This window comes from Planktothrix sp. FACHB-1355 (assembly GCF_014748295.1).
Taxonomy (GTDB): Bacteria; Cyanobacteriota; Cyanobacteriia; order Cyanobacteriales; family Aerosakkonemataceae; genus Aerosakkonema; species Aerosakkonema funiforme_A.
In genome coordinates this window covers 1-4,685 of sequence record NZ_JACJUP010000496.1, presented here as the reverse complement: position 1 = coordinate 4,685, position 4,685 = coordinate 1, and the positions used below count along the sequence as shown (strand labels likewise).

The following is a 4,685-nucleotide window of genomic DNA, read 5'->3' as shown; positions in this document are numbered from 1 at the left end:
ACAGGGCCCTCGCGTACCCGCCTTCCGCCGACAAGCTTGTCCTAGTTGGTCTGGCTCATTCCATTGCTGAATTTTTACCCCATCAATCGTTTTGCTCATGATTTGGGTAAATGATAGAGCTACAGGAGAAGCAGCTATAATCCCCAATAAAGATATACCCATCGCTTGCACTACTCGTCGGGTAATCACCTTGTCTGGTGTGTTTTGTGCAATCCTTTTACAAATCAAACTTGGCATTTTTTATTCTCTGGAATTATCTGCTAACTACTGTTTGTCGAAAATCACATCACTAACCACACTGTTATTGTTTAGACAGACATTCTTTGCTTGCTCTGCTATCCGTCCGTTGGCAAAAACAGCTCGAAATTCATACAGACATTTACTATCATTTACTGGAATAACAACAGTCTGTCTAGCAGCGATGTTAACTGATCCCAGTAAATCTTGACCCCAATCAGAACCTGGCCTGCGCCAATAAAACTCTACGATATCATTATCGGCACGGTTACTTACCTTAAAAACGCGATCGTCTTTTCCATAGAGGGAATAAGTACCACCATTCATGTCACAAATATTGGCCTGACGTTCGATATTTTCTTCGCCATCGGCGAATACAGTTTTGATATCATAAACGCATTCTCCAGGCTTGTTGTAAATATCAATATCTGCGGTTTCTCCCGGTTTCACTACCCGACCCTGGAGTTTTTCGTTAATTCTGTCATCAGTTCCAGGAGGGTACACAAATAAATGAACTATATTACTATTACCATTGTTTTCGAGACTAAAAGATATCTTAGGTCGGTAAGTCTCAGCTAATAAGCTACTGGGGTTTAATAAAATTGCGGTTAACCCCAATAGTACTTTACCCCTGAAGGACTTTAAGAAATTTCGCTTCATAGTGTAGACCTCCTCATTCTAGGGTTCAATAGTACCATGAAACCTACAATTGGATGATGAAAATGTGTTTTTCCTACCTCCCACTTGAGTAAAATTTAGACCCACATTCCGCAGGCACAATTGTCATATTCTTGAATGTAGGCCGGGAAGTAGCTTAATAGCCGCTAGGCGAACCTTCGCCACGAGGATCGGCTGCTCCTTCTAGAGAGCCATCTGGCGTAACGGCGATCGCATTAGCATTACCCCAAGGAGTTTGCTGTTCGATCTGATGTCCGCGACGACGCAGTTCTGCTAGGGTGAGAGCATCTAAGCCAAATGGTTCCACCCTCAGTTTATCCGGTAACCACTGATGGTGAATGCGAGGAGCAGAAACAGCTGCACCGACATCCATGTTGTATTCCAACACGTTGAGTACAACTTGCAAAACCGTGGTGATAATCGTGCTTCCTCCCGGCGCACCAACTAGCAAACGCAGGCGATTGTTTTCGGTGACAATTGTAGGAGTCATGCTGGAAAGAGGAATTTTGCGAGGTGCGATCGCATTTGCATCTCCACCCACCAAACCAAAAACGTTCGGTACTCCCGGTGCAATAGCAAAATCGTCCATTTCGTCGTTAAGCAAAATACCCGTTCCAGGTACAACCACACCCGATCCGAAACCATAATTAATAGTAAAGGTAAGGCTAACCGCATTGCGCTGTTCGTCTACAACGCTCAGATGACTTGTCTCCGGTGATTCTTTGCTATTAACAAAACGCTCTAAAGTATCTCGATCGACTGCCCTTACTTCCGTTGCAGGTCGCGCCCTTTGCATAGTAATTTCCCGACGCCTTTTCGCAGCGTAACTGTGACTGGTGAGCGCTGTCACCGGAATATTCACAAAATCCGGATCGCCCAAATAAACAGATCGATCGGCATAGGCAATTTTCATTGCTTCTACAAGTAAATGTAGCGTATCCGGGTGATGCCAACCCAGCGATTTCAGATCCGTATCGCCGATAATATTCAAAATTTGCAACAAGTGAACGCCTCCCGAAGAAGGAGGTGGCATTGTGCAAATTCGGTAAACGCGGAAACTACCGCACAGAGGTGTCCGCCAAGTCGGTTTGTAGTTTTTCAGATCTGCCAAACCAATCAAACCGCCATTTCTTGCCATATCGCTGGCAATAGTACGGGCAATTTCACCAGTGTAAAAGCTTTGCGGATCTTTGGCGATCGTCTGTAAAGTGCGTGCCAAATCTCTCTGTATCAAACGATCTCCCAATGCAAACAATCTACCATTGGGAGCGAAAATTTGACGTGCCGCGTCATTGTTCAAAATAACATCTCGGCGCGTTTGAGAAATGCCAACAAAACGCCAAGTCGGAATAGAACTGACAACAAAACCTTCATTGGCAAGACGGATAGCAGGTGCAATTACCTCTTGCCAAGGTAGCTTACCGTACTGACGATGCACTTCATAAAGTCCCGCCACCGTACCCGGTACTGCTGCTGCCAAATAGCCATTGACGCTAGCATTCGGACGCACCTTACCCTGTTCGTCTAAGTACATATTGCGTGTCGCACGCAAAGGGGCGCGTTCCCGGAAATCCAACGCCTTCATTTCCCCCGTTTGCGCTTGATGCAGCATTAAAAAGCCACCGCCGCCAATACCTGCGGAAAAAGGCTCGACTACTGAAATGGCAAAAGCTGTCGCCACAGCTGCATCCACAGCATTGCCACCTTTTCGCAGTATGGAAAGTCCTGCCTCAGACGCCAACGGATGAGCTGAAGTTACCATACCTTTTTTAGTGCGTAGGGGTAGGACAAAAGCTGCCCTTGTTTCCTCACACCAAAATAGAGATATCGAGACAATAATATAAAGAATTGCGATAGAAAATTGTTTATATCTCAAAAAGTTAAACATAATAAGTTTCGATATTTGGCGGGAAAAATTTAAGATGAGCCAGACATTTACTGTAAGTGAAGACGAAAACTATGACAAGCCTCGCCCCAAACGACTGGTGTCGATCGACATCCTGCGCGGACTGGTGATGGTACTTATGACATTAGACCATGTGCGGATATTTTTCTCCAACGCTCGTTTTGACCCTTTAGACTTGACCCAAACAAACGTACCGCTGTTTCTGACACGCTGGGTAACTCATCTTTGCGCTACATCGTTTATTTTCCTGGCCGGTATCGCCGCCTATCTTTCTCTACAACGCGGTAAAACAAAACAAGAAGTCTCCTCGTTTCTTTTCACTCGCGGACTTTGGCTTGTGTTTCTGGAACTGACGGTGGTGCGTTTTGGATGGACATTCAACGTAAATTATAGTGCTACATTCGCAGGAGTGCTGTGGGCGATCGGTTTTGCAATGATTGTCTTGGCAGCACTGGTTTATCTTCCCACTCGCGCTATTGCTGCCATAGGAATCACGTTGATAGTCGGACATAATTTGTTCGATAACATACAAGCCGATCGACTGGGAGAATGGGGCTGGCTTTGGGCAATTCTTCACGAACCAAAACGACTGGAAATATTACCTGGAATGCGGTTTTTTACTGCTTATCCTCTCATACCTTGGATAGGAGTAATGGCGGCGGGTTATGCCTTTGGAACTGTATTCGATCTGCCACAATCTCGGCGACGACAATTGCTGCGAAGGTTCGGTTTTGGTTTGATTCTCGCATTTATCATTCTGCGGGCTATTAATATTTATGGAGATCCCGCTCGATGGGCAGTTCAGTCCAGCTTTCCGTTGACTTTGCTTTCATTCATTAACTGCCATAAATATCCGCCTTCATTGCTGTTTTTGTTGATGACGATCGGCCCTGCAATTCTCTTACTTGACTTATTTGAAAACCAAAAAATATCTAGATTTATCAAACCACTGGTACTCTTCGGTCAGGTTCCCTTATTTTTTTATATTATTCACATACCGCTGATTCATCTATTGGTAATTCTATTGGCTATACCTACATACGGTTTGGAGGCATTCGCCATATCTTTATCTAAAATACCGCCAGATTATGGTTATGGTTTAGCAATAGTTTACGATTTTTGGATTATTGTAGTTCTCATACTTTACCCGATTTGTAATTGGTTTGCGGAGTACAAGGCCAAACATAAATTTTGGTGGTTAACTTATCTTTGATAAGTAGGGTGGGCAATGCCCACCCAAATTGCCGACAAATTATCTTTGTTTATCCCAAATTTCATTAGTTACTAATTTTTACTCACAAATACAAACCCTCTTGTTTTCCTCGAATCAGAATCCACCGTTGCCATCGCCCGCCATAAATCTGCTGCTTTCACCCAAACTGGTGGGTATTTGTAGCGCGAGACATCTAAAATTAAAAATCGATCGTTTCTTTCATTATAAGCAGCTATAGGAGAAATATGCCCTCCAGTTTCTTGCCCAATTGCTTTGCGTAAATAATTGGTTATAACGAAATTTCCCGGTTGTTTCAAATTTTGTACTGTCAATCTGCGAAACTCTGCCAGATTGGTGTCGGAAGCATGGTAAACTCTCACCTTGGCATTGTAACTTGCTAATAATCCACCCAACTGATTTAAAGTCATCCCTCGACGAGAAACTACTTCCGGACTGACAACTTGTCGAGTTTTTTCATTGCTAAAAAAGTTACTTTGAGTGAAGACGCGATAGGGTGCATATTCCGGCGCTGAAGGTGCGTTAATTCCCAAGGCATTCAGTACCATAACGCTACTGGCAACTCCACAGAACGCTTGATTGTTTTGCGTAACAAATTGTACACTCAAATGCCAGTAATCTTGTCTAGATTGA

At 44.0% G+C, this 4,685-nt stretch carries 5 protein-coding genes; 1 reads left to right on the top strand and 4 read right to left on the bottom strand.

Going from position 1 to position 4,685, the window contains the following annotated elements; genetic code table 11:
• The 3 genes from H6S82_RS19165 to ggt form a co-directional block, all read right to left on the bottom strand.
• A partial coding sequence (locus H6S82_RS19165) for a hypothetical protein (RefSeq protein ID WP_191056569.1) occupies nt 1-237 on the bottom strand: 237 nt, incomplete at its 3' end.
• A 27-nt stretch (nt 238-264) separates the two neighbouring features.
• Entirely contained in the window at nt 265-897 is a 633-nt protein-coding gene (locus H6S82_RS19160) for a hypothetical protein (protein ID WP_190464787.1), read from the bottom strand.
• Between the two features lie 154 nt (nt 898-1,051).
• Nucleotides 1,052-2,677: a gamma-glutamyltransferase gene (gene ggt, locus H6S82_RS19155; RefSeq protein WP_242057021.1), complete on the bottom strand. Its 1,626-nt coding sequence runs from the start codon at nt 2,675-2,677 to the stop codon at nt 1,052-1,054.
• A 160-nt stretch (nt 2,678-2,837) separates the two neighbouring features.
• On the opposite strand from ggt, the gene H6S82_RS19150 reads away from it, so the two are divergent.
• Nucleotides 2,838-4,034 carry a heparan-alpha-glucosaminide N-acetyltransferase domain-containing protein gene (locus H6S82_RS19150; RefSeq protein ID WP_190464785.1) on the top strand — a complete coding sequence of 399 codons (1,197 nt, stop codon included), beginning with the start codon at nt 2,838-2,840 and terminating at the stop codon, nt 4,032-4,034.
• A gap of 71 nt (nt 4,035-4,105) precedes the next feature.
• Here the strand turns inward: H6S82_RS19150 and H6S82_RS19145 are convergent.
• Nucleotides 4,106-4,685 (bottom strand): phytochelatin synthase family protein (locus tag H6S82_RS19145; protein ID WP_191056568.1); only part of this gene is annotated, 580 nt, incomplete at its 5' end.

Bases quoted from the DNA above. Each gene is read 5' to 3' on its own strand.
- ggt (WP_242057021.1), bottom strand. From the start codon at position 2,677: ATGGTAACTTCAGCTCATCCGTTGGCGTCTGAGGCAGGACTTTCCATA.
- H6S82_RS19160 (WP_190464787.1), bottom strand. From the start codon at position 897: ATGAAGCGAAATTTCTTAAAGTCCTTCAGGGGTAAAGTACTATTGGGG.
- H6S82_RS19150 (WP_190464785.1), top strand. From the start codon at position 2,838: ATGAGCCAGACATTTACTGTAAGTGAAGACGAAAACTATGACAAGCCT.